Origin of the sequence: Bradyrhizobium sp. F1.13.3, from assembly GCF_040548265.1 — a bacterium.
Classification (GTDB): Bacteria; Pseudomonadota; Alphaproteobacteria; order Rhizobiales; family Xanthobacteraceae; genus Bradyrhizobium.
The window spans coordinates 23,111-49,493 of record NZ_JBEPRI010000026.1; the positions used below are offsets into that span (position 1 = coordinate 23,111).

The 26,383-nt window shown below is 58.2% G+C and carries 18 protein-coding genes and 1 pseudogene; 11 read left to right on the plus strand and 8 right to left on the minus strand.

Features of this window, described 5'->3' with window-relative positions; translation table 11 throughout:
• Nucleotides 1–116 precede the first annotated feature (116 nt).
• Nucleotides 117–1,229, plus strand: coding sequence for an alanine dehydrogenase (gene ald / locus ABIB66_RS39710; RefSeq protein ID WP_354258921.1), 1,113 nt, complete (start codon nt 117–119; stop codon nt 1,227–1,229).
• Between the two features lie 264 nt (nt 1,230–1,493).
• On the opposite strand, the gene ABIB66_RS39715 is transcribed toward ald, so the two are convergent.
• From ABIB66_RS39715 to ABIB66_RS39725, 3 genes are all read right to left on the minus strand, one after another.
• Nucleotides 1,494–3,221, minus strand: coding sequence for an MFS transporter (locus ABIB66_RS39715; protein WP_354258924.1), 1,728 nt, complete (start codon nt 3,219–3,221; stop codon nt 1,494–1,496).
• Nucleotides 3,222–3,561: 340 nt separating this feature from the next.
• Nucleotides 3,562–5,025, minus strand: coding sequence for an aspartate ammonia-lyase (locus tag ABIB66_RS39720; protein WP_354258927.1), 1,464 nt, complete (start codon nt 5,023–5,025; stop codon nt 3,562–3,564).
• 199 nt (nt 5,026–5,224) lie between these two features.
• A complete protein-coding gene (locus ABIB66_RS39725) occupies nt 5,225–5,701 on the minus strand; it encodes an Lrp/AsnC family transcriptional regulator (protein WP_354259046.1) in 477 nt (158 codons plus the stop codon).
• 188 nt (nt 5,702–5,889) lie between these two features.
• Here ABIB66_RS39725 and ABIB66_RS39730 point away from each other — a divergent pair, with 188 nt between their 5' ends.
• The 6 genes and pseudogenes from ABIB66_RS39730 to ABIB66_RS39755 all read left to right on the plus strand — a co-directional run bounded on the left by ABIB66_RS39730 (nt 5,890) and on the right by ABIB66_RS39755 (nt 14,464).
• On the plus strand, nt 5,890–7,368 hold the full coding sequence (locus tag ABIB66_RS39730) for an NAD-dependent succinate-semialdehyde dehydrogenase (protein ID WP_354258930.1): 1,479 nt from the start codon (nt 5,890–5,892) through the stop codon (nt 7,366–7,368).
• 11 nt (nt 7,369–7,379) lie between these two features.
• Complete coding sequence (locus ABIB66_RS39735; RefSeq protein WP_354258933.1) at nt 7,380–8,771, plus strand: aminotransferase; 1,392 nt, start codon at nt 7,380–7,382, stop codon at nt 8,769–8,771.
• 471 nt (nt 8,772–9,242) lie between these two features.
• Nucleotides 9,243–10,112 carry a CmcJ/NvfI family oxidoreductase gene (locus tag ABIB66_RS39740; protein WP_354258936.1) on the plus strand — a complete coding sequence of 290 codons (870 nt, stop codon included), beginning with the start codon at nt 9,243–9,245 and terminating at the stop codon, nt 10,110–10,112.
• Between the two features lie 385 nt (nt 10,113–10,497).
• On the plus strand, nt 10,498–11,637 hold the full coding sequence (locus tag ABIB66_RS39745; protein WP_354258939.1) for an ABC transporter substrate-binding protein: 1,140 nt from the start codon (nt 10,498–10,500) through the stop codon (nt 11,635–11,637).
• A 482-nt stretch (nt 11,638–12,119) separates the two neighbouring features.
• A complete protein-coding gene (locus ABIB66_RS39750) occupies nt 12,120–13,301 on the plus strand; it encodes a M24 family metallopeptidase (protein WP_354258942.1) in 1,182 nt (393 codons plus the stop codon).
• Nucleotides 13,302–13,420: 119 nt separating this feature from the next.
• Nucleotides 13,421–14,464: pseudogene (locus ABIB66_RS39755) on the plus strand (C-terminal binding protein).
• A 191-nt stretch (nt 14,465–14,655) separates the two neighbouring features.
• On the opposite strand, the gene ABIB66_RS39760 reads toward ABIB66_RS39755, so the two are convergent.
• The 4 genes from ABIB66_RS39760 to ABIB66_RS39775 form a co-directional block, all read right to left on the minus strand.
• Complete coding sequence (locus tag ABIB66_RS39760; protein WP_354258945.1) at nt 14,656–15,600, minus strand: flavin reductase; 945 nt, start codon at nt 15,598–15,600, stop codon at nt 14,656–14,658.
• 76 nt (nt 15,601–15,676) lie between these two features.
• Entirely contained in the window at nt 15,677–16,981 is a 1,305-nt protein-coding gene (locus ABIB66_RS39765; protein WP_354258947.1) for an LLM class flavin-dependent oxidoreductase, read from the minus strand.
• A gap of 320 nt (nt 16,982–17,301) precedes the next feature.
• Nucleotides 17,302–18,402 carry an NADP-dependent oxidoreductase gene (locus ABIB66_RS39770; protein WP_354258950.1) on the minus strand — a complete coding sequence of 367 codons (1,101 nt, stop codon included), beginning with the start codon at nt 18,400–18,402 and terminating at the stop codon, nt 17,302–17,304.
• Nucleotides 18,403–18,537: 135 nt separating this feature from the next.
• Nucleotides 18,538–19,323 carry an aspartate/glutamate racemase family protein gene (locus ABIB66_RS39775; protein ID WP_354258953.1) on the minus strand — a complete coding sequence of 262 codons (786 nt, stop codon included), beginning with the start codon at nt 19,321–19,323 and terminating at the stop codon, nt 18,538–18,540.
• Between the two features lie 361 nt (nt 19,324–19,684).
• Here ABIB66_RS39775 and ABIB66_RS39780 point away from each other — a divergent pair, with 361 nt between their 5' ends.
• Together ABIB66_RS39780 and ABIB66_RS39785 are read left to right on the plus strand one after the other, a co-directional pair.
• Nucleotides 19,685–20,548, plus strand: a complete 864-nt coding sequence (locus ABIB66_RS39780; protein WP_354258955.1) for a CmcJ/NvfI family oxidoreductase — start codon at nt 19,685–19,687, stop codon at nt 20,546–20,548.
• A gap of 58 nt (nt 20,549–20,606) precedes the next feature.
• Entirely contained in the window at nt 20,607–21,308 is a 702-nt protein-coding gene (locus ABIB66_RS39785; RefSeq protein ID WP_354258958.1) for an SDR family oxidoreductase, read from the plus strand.
• A 379-nt stretch (nt 21,309–21,687) separates the two neighbouring features.
• Here the strand turns inward: ABIB66_RS39785 and ABIB66_RS39790 are convergent, their stop codons facing one another.
• A complete protein-coding gene (locus tag ABIB66_RS39790; RefSeq protein ID WP_354258961.1) occupies nt 21,688–22,872 on the minus strand; it encodes a M24 family metallopeptidase in 1,185 nt (394 codons plus the stop codon).
• A 595-nt stretch (nt 22,873–23,467) separates the two neighbouring features.
• Between ABIB66_RS39790 and ABIB66_RS39795 the strand changes: the two genes are divergently transcribed.
• Both ABIB66_RS39795 and ABIB66_RS39800 read left to right on the plus strand, forming a co-directional pair.
• Nucleotides 23,468–24,604, plus strand: a complete 1,137-nt coding sequence (locus ABIB66_RS39795; RefSeq protein ID WP_354258965.1) for an ABC transporter substrate-binding protein — start codon at nt 23,468–23,470, stop codon at nt 24,602–24,604.
• Nucleotides 24,601–26,367: an ABC transporter permease subunit gene (locus tag ABIB66_RS39800; protein WP_354258968.1), complete on the plus strand. Its 1,767-nt coding sequence runs from the start codon at nt 24,601–24,603 to the stop codon at nt 26,365–26,367. Before ABIB66_RS39795 ends, ABIB66_RS39800 begins: the two co-directional genes overlap by 4 nt.
• Nucleotides 26,368–26,383 lie beyond the last annotated feature (16 nt).

A 26,383-nucleotide genomic window follows, 5' to 3' on the forward strand; every position in this document is an offset into this window, starting at 1 on the left:
CGAAATCCTGCGAGCGGACGCAGAAGATTGCCGGATTAAGGCGCCATTTGGCGTTCCGGGTTGCAGGTTTGTACCGCTCCTCCGATTACAAAGAGCCTCTCACAAGGAGATTGCAAATGAAGGTCGGTGTTCCCAAGGAAATCAAGACGCACGAATACCGCGTCGGGCTTACGCCTGGGGCCGTCCGCGAATACGTGGGCGCTGGCCATAGCGTATTGGTGGAGACCAACGCAGGCGCTGGGATTGGCGCGACGGATGACAGCTACCGCAAGGCCGGCGCGGCGATTGCGGCCTCAGGGCGCGAGGTTTTCGCGTCGAGCGAGATGATCGTCAAGGTCAAAGAACCACAGCCCTCGGAGTGGACCCGGCTACGCGAAAACCAGATCCTGTTCACCTATCTGCATCTGGCGCCGGATCCGGAGCAAGCCAAGGGCCTCATCAAGTCCGGTTGCACCGCCATTGCCTATGAAACCGTGACTGACGCGAATGGCGGCCTTCCGCTGCTTGCACCAATGAGTGAGGTTGCGGGAAGACTTGCTATCGAGGCGGCAGGTGCTGCGCTCAAGCGGTACGCTGGGGGGCGGGGATTGCTGATCGGCGGCGTGCCCGGTGTGCAACCCGCTCGCATCGTGGTGATCGGAGGAGGCGTCGTCGGCACCCACGCTGCCCGAATGGCAGCAGGCCTGGGCGCCGAGGTCACAATCCTAGATCGTTCCATTCCCCGGCTTCGCGAGCTGGATGAGATATTCCAAGGACGAATTCGTACCAGATTCTCAACGATAGACTCCGTTGAAGAGGAGGTCTTCGCGGCGGATGTTGTCATCGGCGCCGTTCTCGTGCCCGGTGCGAGTGCGCCAAAACTTGTCAGCCGCAGCATGTTGAGTGCGATGCGCAAGGGGTCCGTGATCGTGGACGTCGCTATCGATCAGGGTGGATGCTTCGAGACCTCGCGCGCAACAACGCACGCAGACCCAACTTACGAATTGGACGGCGTTATCCACTATTGCGTTGCAAACATGCCCGGAGCGGTCCCCTTGACGTCTAGCCAGGCATTGAACAACGCTACGCTTCCATTCGGCTTGGCGCTGGCCAACAAGGGATTTGCGGCTGTGCTTGAAAATCCACATCTGCGCGCCGGCCTGAATGTCTATCACGGCCGTCTCACCTATAAGGCGGTGGCCGAGAGCCTCGGGCTGCCTTTCTCACCAGTCGATCAGGCCGCGGCCTAATCCCAGAGGTGGCTTCGGCAAGATTTCCTCACTCGCGCTAAGGGCCACTCCTCGAGGTGGCCCTTTTCACTACATCGTTACGCAGTGCAGCAAAGCTTGCGACCGCCCCACGGCTCAACACCACGGTCGCGAAGGCATCAAGACGTTGGCAGCGCCGCCCGGCAGGACCTTAAAAAGAGTCTACCGCACGCAACCTGTTCGTCATGGTCACGCAGCCTTGATGAGCCGGGCCGATCTCTGGCGACGCTGTCCACAACGCTCCGTTCAATTGGGCGCCTTGGTTCTCCTGGATATTAACAGCGCAGTGCCACCGTATCCCGGCGCATTCGAATCGCCAGGCAAGAGATCAGCCGGAGCGCGATCTGGCACATCGTCAGCCCAGCGCACCGATCCAAACGGACGTTCCAGCATGCGCCGAACGCGAATGGGTTCGGGGCCAACGTGGAATGCCCCCGCTTGCCGATCGAGTGCGCGCTCGGATTGTGTCGAGCGGTTGCGTTGGCGCAGATAATCCAGCCATGTCGGGCAGTGGTAACGCTCGGTCCATAGTTCTGGGTCCGCGATGTCGCGCGCAATAGACCAGCCATACGCTCCATTGCGTTGCCGATACGATTGTATTTCTTGCATCACATTGTGAAAACGCCGCGCGTTCTCTTGCGCAACGCGATATTCGATCTCAACGATCAGGGGACCGCTGCGATAGGTCAGCGCGAGCCGGACATCCGGATCAGCGAGTGCCTCACCGTCGTCGCTCCGCGCGCTGATCCGCGGCATGGGCAACCACAACCCGAGCAGCGGCAGCAGTAGCATGAGTGCGGCGGATATGAGGAGTGCTGTCTCGACGCCGGCCACGTCTGTGATGCGGCCCCACCCCCAGCTACCGATGGCAACACCGCCGGAAAAGGCCGCCTGCCAGGCCGCGAGCGATCGGCCCGCAACCCAGCGCGGCGCTGAGAGCTGCACGCCAATGTTGAACAGTGTCCACACGATGGTCCACACGGCGCCGGTTAAGACCAGGGCCACGGCTGTGATAACCGGCTCGCGGCTGAGTGCGACCGCCGCGATCGCGCCAGCCATGGACAAGGTGCAGGCACGCACCGCGGCCTCGCCGTTCATGCGCTTGCGCATCTTGCCTATGTTAAGCGCGCCAATCACCGAGCCCAGTCCTAGCGCGCCGAGCATAATACCGTAGGTCTGGGCGCCACCATGCAAGAGGTCGCGGGCGACGAGCGGCAGCAATGCAGTGACCGAGCCGCCGATCACACCCGTCGCCATGGTGCGAGATAGAACGATCTTGTTGGACGGCGAATTGATTATGTACCGAACGCCTGTGACGATAGCGCGGCTCAACTGTTCAGGCGGCAGTCTCGACGGCGTCGCGACTCGCTTCCACAGGAACAACGCCAGCATAAGGGGCAAATACAGAACCGCGTTGAGCCCAAACGCCGCGACAGCCCCCAGGCTCGCGACTACAACACCACCGATCGCAGGACCGAAGCTGCGCGCTATGTTGTAGCTGATCCCATTGAGCGCAACCGCTGACGGCAGATCTTCGGCGGGTACTTGCTCGTTCACAGAGGATGCCCAGGCCGGACCGAGCAACGCCATGCCGCCGCCACCGACGAAGCAAAACAACAGCAGAACATTCGGCGTCGTAAGCCCACACCAATCCAGAGCCGTCAGCACGGTCGCGCCGCAAAGCGCAATCGATAGCGCAACAAGCGCAACAATTCGGCGATCATACATGTCTGCAATGGCTCCAGCAGGCATCGCGATCAACATCACTGGCAGCATCAAGGCTGTTTGCACCGACGCAACCTTGTCAGCTGAGGATGTCATCTCCGTCATTGACCAGGCTGCGCCGACGCCCTGGATCAGGATACCCAGATTGGAAAACAAGCTCGCCAGCCAGATGCGCCGGAAAAAGGGATAACGCAGCGGCGCGGTGATGCCCTCGACGCTGAGCGTCTCGACCTTGCACGGATGGCTCATTTTGGTCCCTGACTCCTCGCCAATGGTAACACTCTGGAGGTTACAAGTGACTTTTCGGAAAGTGATGCCATGCCAGCGCGGGGAAAGTGCGCGTTTGAGACAGCTTGTGTGGCGCGGTTCGCTTGCGAAGGAATGATGTGGCCTGTTGGTGCCCTAAATGACCTTGGTTGCAGCGCGCTGCGCGGAGCGCAAGCGTACCAAGCGTCTCTCATCTCATAGGAGCGAGCCCGATATTCAAGACCGCGGCCTAGTCACTCCATCCCTATTCCGCTTTCTGGGTGGCAGGCGCATTGCCCGATGATCGACGTATGCCGGTGCGGCCGTGAGCTCGAGCCCCACACTAGCGGGCATCCAAACCTATTTTGCCGCCTGGCTCAGCTGAGCACGTTGAAGCCGCAAGTTTCTGCGCTTTCCACGGTTTCGTCAGAGTGGATGGATCACGCAGTTGGCTCAGAAACTCGGGCGTAAGACGTAGCTCTGCTTGGAGTACGTCCCAAACGTTTTGGCCACTCTTGAGTGTTGCTTTCGCAACGCTTGACGCGCGCTCATACCCGATCAGCGGGGTCAGAGCTGTTACCACGGCCGTGCTTGCCTCCAAATGCTCCCGGCAACGTTCCTCGTTGGCTGTGATTCCAACAATGCATTTCTCGCGCAATACCCGGGCGGCGTTCGTAAGAAGAGAGATAGATTGCAGCATGCTATAGGCGATGATCGGCTCCATGACGTTAAGCTGGAGCTGGCCCGCCTCGGCGGCCAACGTTATTGTCAGGTCGGCACCGATAACTTGGAAGGCGACCTGATTTACCACTTCCGGAATTACCGGGTTGACCTTGCCCGGCATAATGGAAGAGCCTGGCTGCAGAGGCGGGAGATTGATTTCGGCCAAACCGCCTCGCGGTCCGCTTGAAAGTAAACGTAGATCATTCGAGATCTTGGAGAGCTTTGTCGCGGTGCGCTTGAGCATGCCGGAAAACAAAACAAACGCTCCCGTGTCCCAGCATGCTTCGATCAAGTTGGTTGCCAAGACGAATCGCTGTCCTGTCAGTTGAGAAAGCTCCTGCACGACGAGGCCGGCATAGTCACGCTTCGTGTTAATTCCGGTTCCGATCGCGGTGCCACCAAGATTAACTTCCCTGAACAGAGCGACGAGTTCCTGCAGCCTCATGACGTCCTCCCGCATTGTCACGGCAAAGGCCGAAAACTCTTGGCCAAGGGTCATTGGAACTGCGTCCTGCAGCTGCGTGCGGCCCAACTTCAGAACGCTGGCGAATTCGGTCCCCTTCCGGTCCAGTTCGTCAGCCAGGTGACGAAGCTGCTGATCCAGGGACTGATGGGCCGACAAGATGGCAAGTCGGATTGCAGTTGGATAGACGTCATTCGTCGACTGAGACAGGTTGACGTCGTCGTTTGGATGGATGACGTCATAGCGGCCACGAGACAATCCCATGCGCTCGAGCGCTCTGTTTGCAATGACCTCGTTGATATTCATATTGGTGGAAGTGCCGGCACCACCTTGAAACACATCAATGGGAAACTCGGCGGCCATTTTACCATCGATGACGTCGTCACAGGCGGCAGCAATTGCGCTAGCTTTATCGGCTGAAATATCACCAAGTTTGGCATTGGCCTGCACCGACGCCTTTTTTACGATCCCGAGCGCCTCGATAAGCTGTGAAAGATGGCCAATCTGAATGCCTGAAATTGCAAAATTGTCGATCGCTCTGACAGTCTGAGCGCCATAGTAGGCCTCGTTCGGGACCTCTAACTCTCCTAGACTGTCGACTTCCCGGCGCGTCTTGCCCATTTTTGCTCTCCATTTGCGCGTTGGCGCGAGAAGCTCTCGGAATTGGGTCCAACTCCTTTGAACACTGAAGAGAACGCTCTTCGGTGCAACTCCACAAATGGCAAAATAGCGGACGCGTGGTGCGGATTTATTGCGTTCTATGCAGGTGAGCGATGAAAACGCTCGCAAACCGATCGCGTTGCGGCGAGACGCGTAAAACCTAATCCTCTGGCGGAGTCTCAATTGGAATGGCGAACCCCGATTTCACGCGGTCCATGACGACCATTGTCTTGAAGCCCTTGATGTCCGGGTTCTCGTAAAAGAATCGCCGCGTGAATTGCTCGTAATCTTCCATCGTGCGTGCAGTCAGATAGAGGACAAAGTCCGCATCACCCGTGACGTAGAATCCATTGACAACTTCTGCAGACGCTTTGATGGCTTTCTTGAAGCGGTCGATAATGTCTGCACGTTCGCGCTCCAGGCTCACGAGGACAAGCATCTGAATAGGTCTTCCGACTGCCTTCGCCGAAACGATCGAGACATCGGCCTCGATAATTCCGTCCGACCGTAGCCTCTTTAGTCGTCGCTGACACGCCGTAGCTGAAAGTCCGGCAAGTTCGCCAATGACCTCAGAAGTCAGACGGTTATTCTTTTGCACGATCTCCAGGATCCGAGCATCGGTTCGGTCGTATTGCATCATTGCGCTCCAGGTGAATTCCGCCGCAAAACGCCAACACCGCGCAGGAAACCGTCATGACGCTGGTGAAATGCGACGCAAATCCTTTGGCGACATTAGTATCCTGATTGTCGAGTAGATTTCAACCAAAGGCCGCCGGGACTTCACAAATGGTCTTAAAAAATGTTCGGCAACACAGAAGTCCGGCTTTGGCTGGACTTGCTGCGAAGCAGTTGCATGTCCTGCGTCGCCGTGACTTTGTCGTGGGAGACGCCTTGATCGACGGTCGCTGGATCGCAGCAGCGGAAAGGGATGCCGTCATCGATCCGGCGACTGGAGAGGAGATTGCGGAAGTTGCTCGTTGTAGTGCGGCGGACATGGAGAGAGCGATCGGAGCGGCGGCGCAAAGTTTCGCCTCGTGGCGAGAGCTATTGCCCGCGAGCCGTGGGCTGATCCTTAGGTCTTGGGCCTCTCTGATGCGCGAGCATGCGGAAGAGCTTGCCATCCTTATCACGAGCGAGCAGGGCAAGCCCCTAGCCGAGGCGCGGTACGAAGTTGTGTACGGCGCGGGATTTCTCGACTGGTTTGCTGCAGAGGCAGAGCGCGCATATGGCGAAACGATTCCCAGCCATAAGCCCGCAAGTCTGCTGCAGGTGCGAATGCAGCCGATCGGCGTCGCGGCAGCAATTACGCCCTGGAATTTCCCTGTCGCGATGATTACGCGCAAGGCGGGAGCAGCTCTTGCTGCCGGTTGTCCAATCATTGTGAAGCCGGCTCCAGAGACGCCACTTTCGGCTCTGGCTTTGGCCAGGTTGGCCGAAGAGGCTGGCGTTCCACGCGGCGTGCTTCAGGTGGTTGTGGGAAACTCTATTGAACTTTCCGCGCCGCTGCTGCGCGATACCAGAGTCAGGGCGCTTTCGTTCACGGGCTCGACCCAGGTGGGGCATCTACTCTTGGAGGGAGCAGCCACAACAGTAAAGAAGGTGTCGCTTGAGCTGGGGGGGCATGCGCCCTTTCTTATCTTTGACGACGTCGATATCGGCAAGGCTGTCACGGGAGCCATGGCCGCAAAATTCGCGACATCGGGGCAAGATTGTTTGGCGGCTAACCGGATCTACGTTCAAAGGGGCATCTATGGTGCGTTCGTGGACGCGCTTGCTGCGGCAATGGCAGAACTCAAGGTCGGTCACGGACTGGAGCCGACAACAGATATCGGGCCTATGACGAAGGCGTCTGTGGCGGAGAAGTGCAGGGCTCATATTGCCGATGCAGTCACAAAGGGGGCGCGTATCTTCTCTACAGGCAATGGCGAAGGTCTTGGTCCAAACTTCGTTGTGCCAACGCTGTTGAGTGACGTCACGGACGATATGTTGATTGCCCGGGAAGAGACGTTTGGTCCGGTGGCTGCTGTGCTTCCATTCGACACCGAAAGAGAGGTGCTGGCGCGCGCAAATGCAAGCGAGATGGGTTTGGCGGCGTACGTCTATACGGACAGCTTGCGCCGGGCGCTCCGTCTTTCGGAGAGCATCGAGTACGGCATGGTCGGCATCAATACGGCTTCTTTCACCGGGCCACCGATCCCGTTCGGAGGGTGGAAGCAATCAGGTCTCGGTCGCGAAGGCTCGCGACACGGGATCCAAGAATACATGGAACTGAAGTATGTCTGCTTCGGCGATCTGGCGGCTTAGGAGAATTCCAAATGACTGACATTAAAACCATCGCCGCGCTCGATCGCGCCAGCGTTCTGCACCCTTTCACCCAGCTGAAGGATTTCGCCAGCGGCAAGGCCGGTGATCCCACGATTATCACTGGCGGCAACGGCATCCGAATCGAAGACGCGCAGGGACGCACTTACATCGATGGCTTTGCGGGCCTGTACTGCGTTAATATCGGATACGGACGGACTGAAGTCGCCGAGGCGATCGCGCGGCAAGCGTACAAGCTGGCCTATTATCATACTTATGCGGCGCATACGACCGAGGAGTTGGCGATCTTGTCGGATCGTCTCGTTAAGATGGCGCCCGGTAATCCCAGCAAGGTATTCTTTGGACTGTCGGGCTCAGACGCCAACGAAACTCAGGCGAAGCTCGTTTGGTACTACAATAATCTACGTGGCCAGCCCAAGAAGAAGAAGATTATCTCGCGCGAGCGAGGTTACCATGGATGCTCGGTTATTTCAGGTTCGATGACCGGCATGTCCTTCTACCATGATCACATGGACCTTCCGTTTCCGGGCATTTTGCACACTGGCACACCACACCACTATTGGGGCGCCGAACCGGGCGAGACGGAGGAATTATTTTCTCGGCGCCGCGCAGCTGAGCTTGAGACGCTGATCGTACGGGAGGGACCAGAGACAATTGGTGCCTTCATTGCTGAGCCGGTGCTGGGTACCGGAGGTATTACCCCGCCTCCTGCCGGTTACTGGCGAGAAATTCAGGCCGTGCTCAGGCGGTACGACGTTCTGCTAATCGCCGACGAGGTAATCTGCGGATTCGGCCGGACGGGCGCGGATTTTGGCAGCACTCTCTACGACATGGAGCCAGATCTGGTCACGGTCGCAAAGGGTCTGACTTCCGGTTACGTACCGCTGTCCGGAGCGATCGTTGGCGAGAAGGTATACGCCGTCATGGAAGAAGCCGCCGATCGGATCGGTGCGTTCTCCCACGGGTACACGTACTCCGGCCATCCGATCGCGGCCGCTGCTGCCAACGCAGTTCTTGATATTGTCGAAAAGGAGCGATTGAGCGACCGCGCAAGGACGGTGGGTGCGCACTTCCAAAAGCGGCTTAACGAGCGGTTTGCCCAGCTGGAAATCGTTGGAGAAGTGCGAGGCGTCGGCCTGCTTGGAGCCATTGAGTTCGTCGCCGATCGCCAGACCAAACGGCGATTTGATCCAGAGCTCAAGGTGGGCGCTCGCATCTCGAAGGCTGCTCGGGATCTCGGGTTGATTGCACGTGCCATGCCGCACGGAGACATTCTTGGCTTCGCACCACCTTTGGTCGTTTCCGAAAGCGAAATCGATGAGATCGTCGATCTCGCGTATCGGGCGACCAAGCAGGTGATGGATGAACTCACTAATGTGAAGTGAGTGGACAGGTGATGTGAGCGAGTTCCCGAAAGTCCCGCCTTCGCGGGAGCTGGGATGTTGACAAACGTGGATGCTCGCCGATCACCCTTCGCACCGTGTGATTGGCGAGCTCACACACATTAGACCCCCGTCACCCAGTCGACTTGCAACGCGCCCCGAGCGCAGCGAAAGGGCGATCCCGAAGCAAAGCGGGACCGGTCCCCGCAAGCCGAACTCCGGACAGGGATTGGCACCCGGCATCCGCGTGAGGGCGGGTGCGGGAATTCGGATAGCTTTAGGCCCGGTCGCCGCGTTCAGGAGAGTTAAAGGGCCGTTGAAGGAGCGCGTCCACGCATACCGGTCAGAAACACGCGGCGGTTCAGCAATCTTTTCCGAATTCATGCAGGTTATCGGCCTTTTGCGCAAAAATCCTGCGTTGCGACCCGCTTACAATTGACCCACACTCATCAATCTAGAACTAGGGAAAGCGCCATGGCAAATGCAGCACGAGCGTCATCGTCAAGCCCAGTGAACCGCGATCAGCTGCCGACCGTCCAGGGGGCAATCGCTTTTGTCCGCCGCTCCCCGGACGACAAGGCTCCCGAGGTCGTCGTACCGAATTACAACGTTCCCCTGGGTTACGGCAGTTATGACGTGCAAATCCGGAATGCGCGCCCGATCGTGGATGAGCTCTGTCTTGATCGGGAAGGCTTCACTCTCATTCAGCGCAAGGCCCCTTGGGCGAACGAGTCCGACCCGGATGTTATGCGCGACAAGTATCTGGAAGACATGGTCCCTTTCATCAAGGACTACTTCAATGCATCCTGGGTAGTTCCCAAGAAAGATGCGGTTATTGTTCGCACGCCGGGCGCGCCGCTTCCGGCTGGAGAGGGGCATCGCGCTCTGGTAAGAAATAGCGCCGCCGGCTTTGCTCACGTGGACTATTCACCAATCGCTGGGCCTGTGATTGCTGCGCGCGAAGATCAAATTCAGGGCATTCCAATCCGGGCCTACTCTCGCATGCTGATTATTCAAGCTTGGCATGCTCTGTCGCCGGCTCCCCAGGACTTCCCGCTCGCGATGTGCGATGGCAGTACTGTGTTGGATACTGATCTCGTTGAGACGGTCTACGAGGGCTTTGGCATCAAGCATAAGACCTGGCACGTCCACTACAGTCCTCTTCACCGCTGGTATTACTTCCCTGAAATGACGCCAGACGAGTTCATCCTGTTTAAAGGCTATGACTCTGAAGACAGGTGCAATCCGAGGGGGGCACACTCGGCCTTTGACAATCGTCGCGCCTACCCCAATGCAAAGCCCCGCAGGAGCGTCGAAGGTCGCTTCTTCGTCTACTACGACTAAGCGACATGCCGTCCTCCCGCTCTACGACTGTTGCCGAGAGCGTACGCGGGCCTTAACCGCCGTTTCTGACTGCACGAGCGCGGCCGCGCTGGCGTGGCGCTCGATTGCAGCGGGCTTGCCTGAACCTCAAACCGGCGGTCGACTGCTTGCCTAACCGACGGCGGACCCGAGCAGCTTCCACCTACGGTATTCACAAAGACTACTTGCAAGGATGCAATGGTGGGACGTGCCGCTTAGCTCCGATCGTTGCCTGAAGTGATTTGATTGTTCCTGTGTAGCTGACCAGGCGATGTTTGCGAAAAATGAGACTCCATTGTCTGATGATCTTGAGGACACTTCACTAGAGATGCGACTGACCATGTAATCTTAGTTCAAGGGGAACGTCATGACCAAACACGTATCGTGTGTCGATCTAGTTCGTGGCCTGAGCCGGCGCTCGTTGCTAAAGTCAACCGCCGGTCTACTCAGCGTTCCCTTTGTCGCCAAAAGTACGACCGCATGGGCACAGGAAAAGCTCGCCGGTGCTGGACAGGTCGTTGTGTTCTCGTTCGGCGGTTCATACACGGAAGGACTGCGCAAATACGTCTATGATCCCTTCACAAAAGCGACAGGAATCTCGGTCGTCGACGTGACAGCCGATTTTTCCGAGCCGCAAGTGCGAGCAATGAACCAAGCTGGACGCGTCGATTGGGACACCGCAATTGTTCAGGCATACAACTATCCTGACATGCACAAAGCTGGGATGTTCGTGCCCATTGAGTATGGGTTGTGGGACGATGAAGCACTCAAGGGGACGCCAGAGAAGGCGCGTCTCACGGACGCGGTCGTCTCATATGGAACGGCGACGCTGCTTGCGTACGATGAACGGGTCTTTCCGAAGAGCGGACCGAAGAACTGGGCAGATTTCTGGAATGTTAAGGACTTCCCTGGGCCTCGGGGCCTTCTCGGCGCTAACGCAAGGAGCAACATCCAAGCTGCGCTTGCGGCCGACGGCGTTCCGGTTTCAGATCGGTGGCCGCTGACGGGTGAGAAGCTGGACAGAGCATTCAAGAAATTGGACGAGATCAGACCGCACGTGGCGAAATGGTGGACGGCAGGCGGAGAACCGCCCCAGCTGCTTCTGAACCGCGAATACGTGATGACCAACTGTTATGATGGCCGGGCTATTACCGCTATTCGCCAAGGCGCGCCTATTCGCATCGTGTGGGACGGAGCACCGATAACCTATAACTATTGGACGGTGCTCAAAGGCGGCCCCAATAACCAAAACGCGCAAAAGCTGATTGCATTTGTGAATCGGGCGAAGATCGCCGCCGCCTCAACACTCGCCCTTGGCTATCCAGGTCCAAATATTAACCAGCTTCTGCATCTGCCGCCGGATCTGGCTCCGTTGCTTAGCATTAACGAGGAGAATTCATCGAAATTGGCGGTCGAGGATTCCGCTTGGCTCGCCGCCAAGCGTCCCGATGGCAAGTCGAATGCGGATTATATCCAGGACAGGTGGTTGGCTTGGCGAGCCCGTTAGCGGCCGCAAGCTATCACTGCAAAGCGAGATTGATCGCTACAACTTTGTCTCCGGCCCTGCTCGGGTGCAAAGCTGGCTGTCCGACAGGGAGCCCTCGCAGACGATCCTTGCCATCTAGCACAGAGCGGCGGCATCGTCGTCGGCCTCTCCATGCTAAGCAACCCATGATCGGCGGAAAAGCCTCGAGCCCAGCCTCCCGCTCCGGCGAGTGGGCTTCCCAGAGCCGATGGCTAATTGAAGGCGAGCCCGTCGCGCGATAATCGTCACGCATCAAAACTGCTCAAAGGCGAGTGGCCGCGCTGAAACTTTGCCATGCGGCCACAAGCCTGGCAAAATACTGCGCGAGAGTCAGGGTAGCGTCTGAGAAACATCAACCGGTCTGCCTGTGCGCTTCTTAGCGACGAAAGTCGAGACCGCGCTAGTCGCTCTTGGAATGGTCTTCCAGCCTCGGACATAACACTTGGATTGATACGAGAGAAATTATGACAGGACATACTGATCTTCTGTCGCTCGACCTAATCGACCAGCTACCCTTCACCCCAGCGGAATACGATGGGCGTCTTGCGGCTTGCCGGGCGGCAATGCGGGAGCGCGAGATCGACTACCTCGTCCTCAACTCGCCCGAAAACATCTATTATCTTTCGGGGTTCATCACCCGGGGATACTACGTTTTCCAGGCGCTGGTCGTAACGCACCCCAGTGAGCCGGTTCTGGTGGTTCGTCGCTACGAAAAAGTCAACGTCGAGCGGCTTTCCTACTATGGAGGTGCCGCGATTTGGCAGGACACCGATGTTCCGGCGGAGGTGCTTGCGCCGACGCTGTCTGATTTGGGTACGGCGGGGAAAACCATCGGTGTGGATGCAAACTCGGTCTTTTTTCCGGTGAGCGCATATGAAACGTTGCGCACCGCCTTGCCCGAAGCCAAGTTCGTCAATGGATCGGGAGCCATGGGGGGGCGCGCCATCAAGTCCCCGCAAGAGATTGCTTACATTCGTCGCGCAGCTGAAGCGCGGAACGTAGGTTTTAAGGCCGCGCAGCAAGCCGCACATCCTGGCCGAACCGAGAATGACGTAGCGGCGGCATTCCATCACGCGGCGATCTCCGCCGGGAGTGAGTATATGGCCGGCCCACCGTATATTGTATCCGGTCCACGCACCGCCCTGCCGCATGGAACTTGGGCTGGTCGACGAATCGAGAAGGGTGACCTCGTCCAGGTCGAGGGATCGGCTAATTGGAGGCGCTACAGCGCGTCGCTCATGCGAACCTGGTCCATGGGCAAGCCAAGTGATGATATTCGGAGGGCGGCCGACGCATCCGAAGCCGCGCTCGACGCGGCGATCGCTGCGATCAGACCGGGTTCAACCAGCGGCGACGTCGATGCGGCCTGTCGGAGCGCCGTGGCTCGCGCGGGTCTCTCGCACGCATTCGTCCATCGAACCGGCTACTCCGTGGGGGTCGGAATCTGTCCGGGCTGGGGCGAGGGCGCGATTATGGATCTAAAGGAGGGAGATTCGCGCGTGCTCGAACCCGGCATGGTTTTCCATATCGTACCGGTGCTTTTCCCCGAGCCAAGTGCGAGCGTTGGAGCTAGCGCATTGGTAGTCGTGACAGAGACGGGTGCCGAAATCATTTCCGATTACTCTCGCCAGCTGCAAGCTGGATGACCATTTGACAGCCGCGAGTTGTGCAGCTCGCAACGCGAAGTCGAATATTCGCTGCACCAGTACTGGCCCGATCGGTATCGGGCAGCAACAACAATCGACTGACGAAATCGGAGCCGAAAGTGTCTCAATTCAGGGTGGTGACGCCGAAGGGCGCGAGCTTCACGGTCGCGGGCGGCGACTATTCCTACGAGCGCGAGGCGCTCGATCCGATCGACGCCGAGATCGTCGAGGCGCCGGCCGACGAGGCCGGGTTCATCGCCGCCGCGAAGACAGCGGACGCCATCTACGCCAAGGGCATCCCGATCACCAGGACCATCATCGACGCGCTGGAGAACTGCAAGGTCATTACGCTCGGCTCGGTCGGCGTCGACAGTGTGGACATCAAGGCCGCGACCGCCCGCGGCATCCCCGTCACCAACATCCCGGATACGTTCATCGAGGAAGTCGCCGACCACGCCATGATGCTGCTGCTCGCCGGCTTTCGCCGGCTGGTCGAGCAGGACAAGATGGTGCGCAGCGGTCGCTGGGCAGAGGGCCGGCCGGCACTCCTGAAAATCCCCCGGCTGATGGGCCAGACGCTCGGCTTCATTTCGTTCGGCCGCGTCGCGCGTGCGGTGGCAAAGCGTGCCGCCCCCTTCGGCTTGCGCATGATGGCCTACGATCCCTTCATCTAGGAAACGCTGATGTCCGACCACGGCGTGATTCCGGCGACGTTGAACGAGGTGCTGTCGCAGTCCGACTTCGTGTCGATGCACGCGCCCGCGCGGCCCGAAGTGCATCACATGCTGACCGAGAAGCACTTTCGGCAGATGAAGAAGGGCTCGGTCTCCATCAACACCGGCAGCGGCGCCACAGTGGACGAGGAGAGTCTGATCAAGGCGCTGCAAGAGGGCTGGATCGCGCACGCCGCGCTCGACGTGCTGGAGAAGGAACCGCCCTCGCACAACAATCCCATCCTCGGGATGGAGAACGTCACCTTGACCGCTCACGTCGCCTCGGCCTCGGCACGGTTCGACGAGGCGCGCAAGCGCCGGGTGGGCTACGAATTGTCACTGGTGCTTCAAGGCATGTGGCCGGTAAGCTGCGTCAATCCGTCGGTGCTGCAAGACACCGCGCTCCGCCGCTGGCAGCCCGTCAGCATGGACCGCGGCCCGAACAGCTAAGGCGGTGCACGGGTTGGCGCGTCCGGCGCTTGGCGGGTTCGCGAGCGTCTTTGCTCTCACGCTTTCGTCCGCTTGGAGTTAAGCTGTGATAGGACTCGCCTGAACTGACGCTTAGGGCGCACTCGCTTTGAAACGCCACCGAGTAGCCGGCCTGCATCAGGTCGATGTATGGATACCGTTCGTTCGCGCCGTCAGTCTTTGGCGCGAGGGGACCACTTTTGGGACTCAGAGAATGCATAGATGGATCCGCCCTTATGGCTACCAACAAAAAGGCCGGCAATGTCCCGCCGCTTCTCCTCGATGAAGCGGCGCACCATGCGGGCGTTCCGCTCAGAAAGCCGAGACCACGGGATATCGTCGACTTGGTAGATGGCTTCGGCCGGCGCAGCCGGACCGGGTACGAAACTCCCGCGATAAATGATGTGATTGTGTGACTTCTCGTCCTCGAAAACTCCGAACAGGAAATCAACTGACGCGCTTATGTCAAGCGATGCCAGCGACCCAACCAAGCTGCCTTTGTCGGACGCGTCACCAACCGAAAATCCCGCCGGAAATCGTAGCTCCTCGTCTTTGTCTCCGAAAAGAAGAATGGAGTTGTTCCATTCCAGCAGCGCGCCAATGCGCGGCGCCTTGCCGACCAGTTCAATCGCCTCATGGGTCAACGTGGGAAACACGTATGAGCCTCTGCAGAAACCAAGCGGGTTGCCCGTGTTCACGGTGAAGTCACTGACCTCGCCAAGTATGATCAGGTGGTCGCCGGCATCGATCAGCCGATCGGTTGAACAATGAAGGACGACCAAACTCTCCCTTATGATTGGGCAGCCCTCCGGGGACGGTGTCCAATGGTCGTCCTTAAACTTCTCCTTTGACTTGGAGGCGAACAGATTTGACAGATTTCGCTGCTGGTCCGACAGAATGTTCACGATAAACTTTGATCCGCAAAAGAATGCTCCAACGCTCGAAGCAGTTTTCGACATGCAGACTAGGATGAGCGCAGGGTCCAGCGATACGGACGTAAATGAATTGGCTGTAAAGCCTCTTGGCTCATTTAGGGGGTCAAGGGCGGTAACAACGGTCACCCCCGTAAGGAAGTTCCCCAACGCCTTTCTCAACGCCTTAACGTCCATATTCGACATCATGTTCTCCGCGCGGGATGATCGGGCCGCACCAGATCGCAGATAGTTAGTTCGGCCATCCATTGCTTCGATCTGATCACGCGAGCTCGAGGTTTTCGCGTAATGTGGAGCCAGAGTATTCCGATCGAAACAGACCGCGCTCCTGTAGAATCGGAACGACGCCTTCCAAGAAGTCGTCGAGACCGCCCGGCATGTACGAAGGTTGAATGTTGAAGCCGTCCCCAGCGCCGGCATTGAACCACGCCTCCAGGTCTCTAGCGATTTCCTCGGGGGTGCCGGCGACAATCCGATGTTGTCCTAGCGCCATTTCCTGGCAGAGCCGTCGAATGGTCCATTTCGACGCGACCGCCCTATCGGCCATTGCTTTCACCGAGCTTGTCGTAGCCATTTCCTTGAGATCGCTGGGGACGACATCATCGAGGTCGTATTTCGCTATTTCCCCGAATTGCAACGTGACCCGGCCCATTTCCTTGATGGGATCCGCGATCTTGCGAAGCAAGTCCAGCTTATCGTGAACCTCGCCTTTTGTCTTTCCGACGATCGGCTGGATTCCCGGAATGACTTTCACGGCATTTTCATCGCGACCGTATCGCTTGGCGGCTTCACGAACCAGCTGCCTTTGCTGGATAGCGGCATCCATCTCGAGCGGAACTGTGTAGACGGCGTCTGCGAACTCGCCGGCAAATTCGATCCCCGCGCCTGATTCTCCAGCCTGAAACAGCAAGGGCCTACCTTGAGGTGAAGGGCTGGCTGTGAGAGGACCCGCAACTCGGAAAAATTTACCCCGATGATTGAGAGCGCAAACTTTGTCGGGATCGAAGAACAGCCCAGATTCCTTTGCGAACAAAAACGCGTCCTTGTCCCAACTTTTCCACAGACCCAGGAGAACAGTCACAAATTCATGGGCGCGGCCATATCTATCCGCGTGTGAGAGGGGCGTACTCAAACCAAAGTTTGCCGCCTCGGTAGGCCGATAAGAAGGGACCACGTTCCAAGCAGCACGGCCGTGACTGATGTGGTCCAGTGAGGCGAACATGCGTGCGACGCTGTAGGGTTCATGGTAACTGGTGGAGCACGTCGCAACCAGGCCGATTTTGCGGGTGGAAACCGCGATGGCCGCCATGGCCGTGAGAGGTTCGAGGAAAATATTGTCGTGCCCGCGACCAATCGCTCCGACGGGCTGATCCGACATCGAAAGCGCCGCGAGGTTGTCTGCCAAAAATACGAAGTCGAGCTTGGCTGCTTCGGACTTCCTCGCCAAATCGATATAGAATTCAATCGATTCTTGAAGTGTTGGGTCAACCTCTGGGTGCCGCCAAGCCGACGCATTGTAGCCGAGCCCTTTGATTGACGCCCCCAAGATCATCATTCGACGTGGCATGCGCGTTTCCCTCTGTATTTCGGAGTGACGTGTGACTTCGCCAAGGCATCAGGGTGGGGCGTTCCCGCGCGGCGCTTGCGTCAATACGACCAAGCCCTCCTGGGGAACGGCTCCCTCAAAAACTCGTAAGCTCAAACTATTCCATCGAATGCGAAGGAAACCAGCGCATTGCGCGGATTCTCCGCACAAAAGCAGCAAATTCCCGGCCGGACAGGAGCTTTCTCTTTGGCACCGAAGGCTTCTACGCGTTTTCACTCGGTTCGCTTGGCCCGCCGTCGTGCAGGCGGTTCGTTAAGCGTCGCTAAGTGGAGCGTTCTGCATCAGAGAGTCGGATCATAGCCGACCCGGACCAACGATTTCCCGAAGTTTTCACCCTTCAGCATATCGGTGAAGGCAGCCGGAATGACCTCAATGCCTTCGCGGATGTCTTCGCGATAGCGCACCTCACCGGAAGTTACCCAGGGCTCAACTTCGCGCAGGAAAGTGTCGTGCCAGCCTTCTACATAATCCGCCACGGAAAGATCTTGCACGCGGACACCTCTCGCCTCGGCTCGTGCCTTCTCCTGCGCCGCAGGATTCAGAGAGATATCCTCGCCATAGTGGGCGATCAGACCGCAAATGGTCATCCGCGCGCCTTGGTTGAACAGCGGCAAGACACCATCGAACACGTGACCGCCAACATTCTCGAAATAGAGGTCTACACCGCCTGGGCACGCCGCCGCGAGATCCTGCGCGAAAGTGGCGGACAGGTGAGATACACAAGCGTTAAAGCCAAGTTCACGCGTGACGTAAGCGCACTTCTCCTCACGGCCGGCGATCCCGACCACATGCGCGCCGCGCTGACGCGCGAATTGGCCGGCGAGCTGACCCACACCGCCAGATGCAGCCGAGATGACAGCCGTTTCACCGGGGCGGGGCTCGCACTGGAGGATCACCCCGGCGTAAGCGGTGAGTCCCAGCATTCCGAGCACACCCAGTGCGTAGGAGATTTTGCCTTGCGCCGGATCGATTTTGCGCGGCACCATGTAGCTCGGCCGCGCAACGCCTTCGCCCATCAAACCGTATTCTGCCCAGCCGTTGGTGTTGAACACGAAGTCGCCGGGCGAAAGTCCTTTGATGCAGCTTTCGATGACCTGCGAGACAGTCCGGGCGTGGCAGGGCTCGCCAGGCACGTCGATGCCCCGGGCCTTGTACCGCCACTGGTACGGATCAAGTGACACATAGATCGTCCGCGTGAGCGCCTGCCCTTTCGCTGGAATCGGAACCGGCGCTTCCCGCAGTTCGAACGTGTCCAACTTTGGCCAGGCCCCGAGGGGCTTATCCGAAAGCGTCCAATAGCGCGATCTCACTTCCATCTCTCCTAGCTCATCCGAATCTTCTGGCGTTCGGAATACCGCAGCCAATATGACGGCGATGACCAATTTGAGGTTTGTCTCACGCGGATAGGCCGTGGCTTTCGTGCATAAAAACTGGCCGCTCGTAGCTGCTGCAAGAGCTATGACGAATGCCGAACCTCGAGGGAACACGCGGCCGCCTTCACCGACGTCGCGATTGGCCTAGCTTAACCCAATGAATGGTCTCCGGATCAACCCAGCTACAAAAAACTCGACCATCGAGGTAAAGTCAAACACCGGAATGCCTGTGACTTGCTGGACCGCCGCAGCGTACGGTGGAAGCTCGGAGCATTCGAACAGCAACATTCCAATGTCGGGCCTTCGCTTGAGCAGAGTGACCGTCGCATCAACTGTTTCACGTTCGACTGATCGGACGTCAAGGTCGCCGCTCGGTCTCACGAAAGCGGCGGCGAATGCGGGAGCGTCCTCAAGCCCGGCGACGACAACACGCTTCGAAATGGCTGATAATCCGGCTGCGTCCAACAGGTCCGCGCTTAGCGAAGACGCATTCGCAGTAATGATCCCAAGAGCTTTCTCTCGAGGAAGCATTCTTTCCAGGAATGGACCAAGAAGAAGACTCGAAAGAAGCACGGGCACCTCGACGGCGGCGCGGACGACATCCTGATAGCGCACCATGAAGCCACAATTGGAGGTGATCAGTTGTGCGCCGTCGCGCTCGAGCTCAATCGCCGCCTGGGCGACCGCTGCTTTCATTTCGACATCGGGTGCTCCGAGAAGGCGCTCGAAGGTGAGTTCGGGGATCGTCTTATAGCGCACCGGCACCGTCCAGGTGGAGGCATTGCCGACACTTCCTGGAATGAAGGGACGAATGCCAGGGCGATCGACCCGCTGCAGCTGCAAGATGCCGACTGGAGCGCCATAGAACGACTGCCCCGGTTTAAGAGAAGCCACTCGGCGATTAGTGCCAGGAAATGAAAACTCGCTCATTGTTTCGATCCATCTCGAGGGGGTTGTTGTCCGATGCGCGGACAGGCCCGAACGTAACAACGGAAGTCTAAGGTCTGATCGAGGGACGAAAGCTGCAGAATCCTATGGCTATCGAAAGAATAATGCGAGCTGCGGCTTTTCGCGCACGTTTCACGCATCATCTGCCGCATCCCGGCACATTGCGGATCATCAATTTGGAAACTTCCACGATAGCCAATGGTGCGCAGTGTGTCGAAAGCTGTCACCGCGCACTGTCCGCTTGCAGAATTTCCGCAGTCATCCGCTGGTTTTCGGAGCTATCATGCGCCGAACCAACTTAAGATGGTCTCCTGTAGTCGAAACAGAATGCGGGAGCAAACAAATGGGAACCGGCACTGAAGCATTGCCTCTGACTCGGACCAGCCGGGATCAGCTCAAGACGGTAAAAGGCACGCTGGCCTTTGCTCGTCGCTCACCCGAGGAAAAGGCTCCTGAACACAGCTATTCGCGAAGCGAGATACCTGCGGTCACGTACGATGTCACGATTCGGGATGCGCGCTCGATCGTAAATGAGCTCAGCCTTGACAAAGAAGGGTTCACACTCGTCCAGCACAATTTGTCGTGCGCGAACGAGCAGAATTCGGATGTCATGCGCGACAAATATCTGGAAGAAATGGTTCCGTTCATCAAGGACTATTTCAAGGCATCATGGGTCGTGCCGAAAAAAGACGCCGTCATTATACGCGCCCGCGGTGAACAACCTACAGGTATGAACGAGGAGCGCGCCCTCGTCACGAATGAGGTTTCCGGCTTTACTCACGTGGACTACTCGGCAATCGCTGCTCCGATGATGGCTGCGCGCGAGAACCAGCTTCAGAATATTCCGATCCAACCGTATTCTCGTCTGATGGTCATTCAGACCTGGCATGCCCTCTCGCAACCTCCGCAGGACTTCCCGCTGACCTTGTGCGATGGCACCACAGTCATGGATACTGATCTTGTCCATACCCACCACGACAGACATGGAATCAGGCATGGTATGTGGCGGGTCCACTACAGCCCTCTTCATCACTGGTACTATTTCTCAGATATGAAGCCTGGCGAATTCATCCTGTTTAAAGGGTACGACAGCAAGGTTGATTGTAATCCGCGATCTGCTCACGTCTCCTTCGACAACCGTCTTGCCTTTCCCAAGGCCAACCCTCGCAAGAGCGTCGAATGTCGTTTCTTCGTCTACTTCGAGTAGCGGCCAAGGCGGTGATCAGGGACATCGGACAGTCTACGAGAAGAGAAGGCGATTTTAGATGACAACGGTTCTTATTACCGGTGCCAACAGGGGCATCGGTCTCGCTCTCGCCCAGCAATATGCTGCCGCTGGAGCCAAGGTATTCGCGGCCTGCCGCGATCCAGCCAAGGCCGAGGAGCTCCAGAAACTAGCAAACTCGACTAGCGGGCGCGTGCGGGTCATGCTTCTCGACGTAGCTCACGAAGCTTCGATCGCCGCCCTCAGTGATATCCTCGGTGCTGAGCCGATCGATATTCTCATCAATAACGCCGGTATCAATGGCCCTCGGCAAAAAGGTCTGTCTGTCGACCAGATCGAAGCTGAAAGCTGGCTCGCAACGATGCACGTCAACGCGTTCGCGCCCATGTTCATCGCCCAAACCTTTCGCGAAAACTTGAAGGGTAGCGCTGAAAAGAAGCTCGTCGCGATCACCAGCATCATGGCATCAACTGCGGCGGCAGGCGGCGGCAATTACGCCTATCGTGCATCCAAGGCGGCGCTGAACAATGGCTTCCGCGGGCTATCGCGCGACTGGGCGGGTGACGGAATCCTTGTCGCGCTACTCAACCCGGGCTGGGTCCAAACAGACATGGTTGCTGGCCAAGTCGCTTATATCTCGGCAGATGAATGCGCACGCGGGCTCATCAGCCGGATCGCCGAGCTGACGCCTGGCACGAGCGGCGTATTCCAAGACTACAGAGGTGTTGAGTGCCGCTGGTGAGCGCGCAGCCAAATCTTGAGTGTGGCGAGCGTGAGCAACTACCGCGCCAGATGCGGCAGTTGCCCCTCCTTCCCGAACAGAAGCCCCATAAGCTCATTGTAATTCTGCGGCACAGTGGGTGCCGAATTGACAGTGAGCAACCGCTGTAGTCCCATTCAGTCGAGTGCCACTGATTAGAGTAGATCAGGCGGCCACGCCTGGAATCACAAACAGGCGATTGCGTGTGCTTAGCAAGCTCTCGAAAATCGCTTGACCGGCCTGATGCGCCAGCTCGAGAGGCACGGCGACGTCGCTGTTGGGGCGCTACGAACTGCTGCGTCTGTCACAAGCGGCCGCGACCGCTGCGAGCCAACACTTTCGGCAATTCGAACTCGGCAACTTAGCTGACTTCAAAAAGCTCCCGTGGTGCACGGGTCAATGCTTCGGAACCTGATTCAGTAACTCGAAATGTCTCGCTAATGACATAACCGAAGTCCTCATCAATCCAGTTACCCAGCATCAGGTGGAAGGTCATGTTCGGCTTTAACTCCGTCATGTCGCCATCCATAAGGCTCGCGGTTGACTCCAGCCAATCAATCCCGATGGCGTAGCCACATCGCGACTGCTTCCTGAAGCCGTGCTTTTCGATCGTGCGGTAGAACGCGTTGGCTACGTCGCTGCAGGTAGCGCCAGGTCGGACGATATTAAGCGCGGCTTCCAGGCCGGAGAGCTCTGCCTCATGCAAGCGGCGCAGGCGATCAGGCAGGCGATCAGATGGTGCGCCTACGGAGAAGGTACGCATGATGGCGGCAACATAGCCGTGGCGCACGCCGCCGAGTTCAAGGTTGACCTGTGACCCGTGACGAATGACGTCTTCACTCCAGCGAATGTGGCACGTACCTGTGCGGGGCGAAGAGCAGAAGAACATGTTGGCAAAATCCGTGCCTGGGTTGCCATTGGCACCGCGCGCAAGTGTCGCGGCGATCTCGGCCATGGCGTCCGCCTCCCTCACGCCCGGCCGAATGACTTCTGTCGCACGCATGATTGCTGCGTCCGCAATAGCTGCAGCCTCCCGCATGACCGATATCTCGAGATCGGACTTAACAGTTCGAATCCAGGCTACAGTTTTCGTGCAATCCACCAGGATCGCTTTTGGCAGCCGTACTTTGAACTTTTCTGCTGCCCGAGCCGAAAGGTCGCCCAGCTCGAGCCCCAAGCCACGGTTGGTCACACCAAGTTCATGGAGGAAGTCGATCACCATGTCGAACCCATCCACGTCGCCGTTACCGACAAGATTTTCTGGATAGCCAACCACGTTCTCACGCGCGAGAAATGACTGATGGATTGCTGCTGGCGCGTCCATGCGACGCAAGATAAACGTGGGTTCCTCTTTTTGATTCGACACGACCAAAGCTTGCGGGACGTAAGCTGATCTGGCTGTATAGCCAGTCAGGTATGTGATACTGCGCGAGTTGCTCAGGACGACTGCATCGATTCCGCGCCGTGACATTTCTGATTTCACTGCAGCAAGCCTTCGCAGGTATTCTGATCGCGGGAATGCCTGTGGTCCTTTGCTGATCATCATTGTCATGGCTCCATCGGATCTCGTATCTCGAGAGTCGGGCGCGACCCAGTACGAGATCGTCATCGTACTGGGCGCTTGCAGCTCAATTTCATTGATGTATGACGGTCGGCCGCTGAAATTCTGCAATTGGGCTGCCGGTCGAACTGCGGCTATCATCTTTGACCGATTTGCCAGGGCGACGCGTCCCGGGCGAGCTGATCGGGAGTGCCTGTTCCGTGCTGCAAACGTTGGTACCCGCTGAATTCCCTCACCCCACAGCTGGTGAGCTTCGGTTTACTCAGATCCAAAACCCTAGGCTCTCTGATTGCGATCTGATCAAGCCCGAATAGGCGAGGATACATTCACTTCGACTATTCACTTCCGGTGAGGCGGCTGACCAGACAAATCCGAGAGGGCGATTGGACAGCGGAAGGCGGTGTCTACGGACCGGCGAGCCCAGCGGATGGCGAAAAACACACTTCTTTTCTAAGCTGCTGCAGTATTTCATCGAGATCCTCCCGATTTTTGCGTAATTTCGGAGCTTGGGGAGCTTTTAATTGATCTATGGCGACGCGCACTAAGATCGATCTTGTTTATCTATTGGCCGGAGGGTGTCATGACAAAACGAGCTTCTGAGGAGTGTCCACGAGCGGTGAGCCGACGCTCGGTTCTTCAATCGGCGGCGGCCTTGTTGAGCGTACCGTTCGTGGCCAAGGCGACGGCGGCCTTTGCACAGGAGAAGCTCGCCGGCAGCGGCGAGGTCGTCGTGTTCAGCTATGGCGGGTCGTTCACCGAAGGTATTCGCAAGCAGGTCTATGAGCCGTTCACGAAGGCGACGGGGATCTCTGTTGTGGACGTGATCGCGGATTTTTCCGAGCCGCAGGTGCGGGCCATGAGCCAGGCCGGACGGGTCGATTGGGACACCGCCTTCATCCAGGCTTACAACTATCCGGCGATGCACGAGGTCGGCATGTTTCTGCCGATTGATTACAGTCTGTGGGACGAGGAGTCGCTGCAGGGTACGCCCAAAACGGCCCGGCACGACGATATGGTCGTTGGTCTGCAAACCGCGACCCTGCTCGCTTATGATCAGCGCTCGTTCCCAAAGGATGGTCCGAAGAACTGGGCGGACTTTTGGGATGTCAAGACATTCCCGGGGCCGCGGGGGCTCGATGCTCCTCTCGGCAAGCGGAGCATCTTGTTTGCGCTGATCGCAGATGGCCTCGCTCACGACGACATCTGGCCGCTGACAGACGACAAGATCGACCGAGCGCTGAAGAAGCTCGACCAGATCAAGCCACAGGTGGCGAAGTGGTGGACGGCAGGAGGGGAGCCCGCACAGAAGCTCATCAATCGCGAATACGCGATGGCGAGCTGCTACGATGGCCGTGCCATCGCCGCCATCCAGCAGGGCGGCCCCGTTCGCATTGTGTGGGAGGGCGCCTATATGAATCAGAACTACTGGACGGTTCTCAAAGGCGGCCCGAACAGCAAAAACGCGCAAAAGCTGATCGCGTTCGTAAACCGCGCCCAGATCGCTGCGGGATTTACGCAAGGGACCGGCTATCCCGGCCCGAATACCAACCAGCTCAAATATTTGCCGGCGGAGCTGAACCCGCTTGTCAGCATCAACCCGCAAAATGCCACCAAGTATGTTCTTGAGGACTCTAGCTGGCTTGCGGCCAAGCGTGCGGACGGCAAGACCAATGCAGATCATGTTCAGGAGCGGTGGCTGGCATGGCGGACACAATGAGCTCAATCACACTCGAGGGGCGCTCGTCCTTGCCACCTCCCGCGGCCCGGCCCACCCCGTGGGCCTGGCTGCTGCTGCCCGGAAGCATCTATCTCCTGACGCTTTTCGTGGTCCCCCTCGTTGGGCTGTCATTGCTTGCTTTTGGCATGCCAAACTGGACCTTGGCAAACTTCCTGCGTATCGCTGAGACCCCGGCCTACCTGTCCGTGTTCCGCACCACCGTGCAGATCAGCGTTTCGGTGACCGCGCTCGCCTTCATCCTCAGCTATCCCATCGCCTACGCCCTGGCAACCAGGGGGGCGATACTGCGCACGCTCCTGCTCGTCGCGGTCGTGCTGCCGTACTTCAGCAGCGCGCTGGCGCGGACCTTCGCCTGGATCCTACTTCTCGGCCGCAACGGGGTCGTTAACGGATTCCTGCTCGAACTCGGCTGGGTCTCCCAACCGGTCGCCTTGCTCTACAACCGCTTCGGCGTCATCGTAGGCATGACCCACATCATCATGCCCCTGATGATCCTGCCGATGTATACGGTGATGTCGGGCATCGACCAGAAGCTGCTGCGTGCGGCAAGGGCCAACGGGGCGAGCCCGATCGCCGCTTTTCTTACCGTCTTCCTGCCACTCAGCCTGCCGGGTGTCGTCGCCGGGGTGCTGCTCGCCTTTATTTATTGTCTAGGCTTCTACATCACGCCAGCCTTGCTCGGCGGCGTATCCGATCTCACCATTACGATGGCGATCAGCTCCCAGATCGTAGACCAGCTTAATTGGAATTTTGGTTCCGCACTGGCCATGGTCCTGCTGGCAGTCGTCCTATTCATGCTGTGGATCGGCTCGCGGTTCTTCCCCATCGAGCAGCTTCTGGGATTCTCGGATCAACAGGCCGGAGCGGGCAGGCCGGTGCGGCGACAGCTCGGCACGCAATTATTTATGCGCGTAGGCTCCGCCGCCAACACGATTGATCGTTGGCTGCCTTCGTTTGGCGGCCGGGGTATTCCGATCCTGGCCGGCTTACTGGGAATGCTTCTCTTGCTGCCGGTCCTGGTCGTTGCGTATCTGTCGTTCAGCTCTTCTCCCTACTTCGTCTTCCCCGTGCCGGGATACTCGCTGCGCAACTACTACGGCTATTTTTCCAATTCATTGTGGATACGTGCAACGTTTGCCAGCGTGCGCGTAGCCGTGATGACGACCGGTTTGGCTACCTTGCTCGGGGGCATGCTTGCCTTCGGGTTGTCGCGCGGCAATATCCGTGGTCGCGGAGCAATGGTCGCGCTTGTGCTCTCACCTATTATCATGCCGACCATCGTCGTGGCGGTCGCGACCTATTTCCTGTTGGTGCAGGTGGGTCTTCAGGGTACCGAATTTGGATTGGCGCTTGGCCATACCGTTCAGGCCATTCCGTTCGTAGTAGTGATCGTAGTCGCTAATCTGCGCGATCTTAACCCGACATACGAGCGGGCCGCCCGCAGCCTGGGGGCCAATCCTCTGGCCACCTTCCGAACCATCGTCGCCCCGCTGGTTATGCCGGCCCTGATCGTCGCCGCCTTCTTCGCTTTCCTGACCTCGTTCGACGATGTCGTCTACGTGCTGTTTCTCGGGATCGGAAGGATAACGACCCTACCGATGCGCATGTGGGACGGGATCAACCAGGACATTAATCCCACCATTGCGGCCGTGGCGACGCTGCAGATGGCGTTCGCGGCGCTCGTCATCGTGGCGGGCACTCTGGTAGGCCAACAAAAGAAAAACCGGACGGCCCGGACCTGAGCCCAGGTCAAAGAGA

What these genes read in the sequence shown, in the direction of transcription:
- ABIB66_RS39725 (WP_354259046.1), bottom strand. Translation starts at nt 5,701, where the DNA reads ATGCAATACGACCGAACCGATGCTCGGATCCTGGAGATCGTGCAAAAG.
- ABIB66_RS39745 (WP_354258939.1), top strand. Translation starts at nt 10,498, where the DNA reads ATGACCAAACACGTATCGTGTGTCGATCTAGTTCGTGGCCTGAGCCGG.
- ABIB66_RS39795 (WP_354258965.1), top strand. Translation starts at nt 23,468, where the DNA reads ATGACAAAACGAGCTTCTGAGGAGTGTCCACGAGCGGTGAGCCGACGC.
- ABIB66_RS39780 (WP_354258955.1), top strand. Translation starts at nt 19,685, where the DNA reads ATGGGAACCGGCACTGAAGCATTGCCTCTGACTCGGACCAGCCGGGAT.
- ABIB66_RS39800 (WP_354258968.1), top strand. Translation starts at nt 24,601, where the DNA reads ATGAGCTCAATCACACTCGAGGGGCGCTCGTCCTTGCCACCTCCCGCG.
- ABIB66_RS39740 (WP_354258936.1), top strand. Translation starts at nt 9,243, where the DNA reads ATGGCAAATGCAGCACGAGCGTCATCGTCAAGCCCAGTGAACCGCGAT.
- ABIB66_RS39720 (WP_354258927.1), bottom strand. Translation starts at nt 5,025, where the DNA reads ATGGGCAAGACGCGCCGGGAAGTCGACAGTCTAGGAGAGTTAGAGGTC.
- ABIB66_RS39750 (WP_354258942.1), top strand. Translation starts at nt 12,120, where the DNA reads ATGACAGGACATACTGATCTTCTGTCGCTCGACCTAATCGACCAGCTA.
- ABIB66_RS39790 (WP_354258961.1), bottom strand. Translation starts at nt 22,872, where the DNA reads ATGATGATCAGCAAAGGACCACAGGCATTCCCGCGATCAGAATACCTG.
- ABIB66_RS39775 (WP_354258953.1), bottom strand. Translation starts at nt 19,323, where the DNA reads ATGAGCGAGTTTTCATTTCCTGGCACTAATCGCCGAGTGGCTTCTCTT.
- ABIB66_RS39715 (WP_354258924.1), bottom strand. Translation starts at nt 3,221, where the DNA reads ATGAGCCATCCGTGCAAGGTCGAGACGCTCAGCGTCGAGGGCATCACC.
- ABIB66_RS39785 (WP_354258958.1), top strand. Translation starts at nt 20,607, where the DNA reads ATGACAACGGTTCTTATTACCGGTGCCAACAGGGGCATCGGTCTCGCT.
- ABIB66_RS39735 (WP_354258933.1), top strand. Translation starts at nt 7,380, where the DNA reads ATGACTGACATTAAAACCATCGCCGCGCTCGATCGCGCCAGCGTTCTG.
- ABIB66_RS39760 (WP_354258945.1), bottom strand. Translation starts at nt 15,600, where the DNA reads ATGTCGAATATGGACGTTAAGGCGTTGAGAAAGGCGTTGGGGAACTTC.
- ABIB66_RS39765 (WP_354258947.1), bottom strand. Translation starts at nt 16,981, where the DNA reads ATGCCACGTCGAATGATGATCTTGGGGGCGTCAATCAAAGGGCTCGGC.
- ald (WP_354258921.1), top strand. Translation starts at nt 117, where the DNA reads ATGAAGGTCGGTGTTCCCAAGGAAATCAAGACGCACGAATACCGCGTC.